We start from the raw sequence: 208 nt of genomic DNA, 5'->3' as shown, positions 1-208 counted from the left end.
GTCATACGGAGTGAAATATTCATCTGCATTCTACGGACCATTCAGAGAAGCAGCTGACAGCACTCCGCAATTTGGTGACCGAAAAGCATATCAAATGGATCCTGCTAACCGTATGGAAGCTTTGAGAGAAGCTGAATCAGATGTGGAAGAAGGCGCGGATTTCATGATTGTTAAGCCTGGTATGCCATATTTGGATATTGTCCGTGAT

The 208-nt window shown here is 44.2% G+C and carries 1 pseudogene; it reads left to right on the top strand.

What is annotated here, in order from left to right:
• A pseudogene (locus EOC06_RS39930) lies at nucleotides 1-208 on the top strand (porphobilinogen synthase); the annotation flags it as partial.

The sequence above is a fragment of the Mesorhizobium sp. M7A.F.Ca.MR.362.00.0.0 genome (assembly GCF_004023175.1).
Taxonomy (GTDB): Bacteria; Pseudomonadota; Alphaproteobacteria; order Rhizobiales; family Rhizobiaceae; genus Mesorhizobium.
This window is presented reverse-complemented; position numbering and strand designations above follow the sequence as displayed.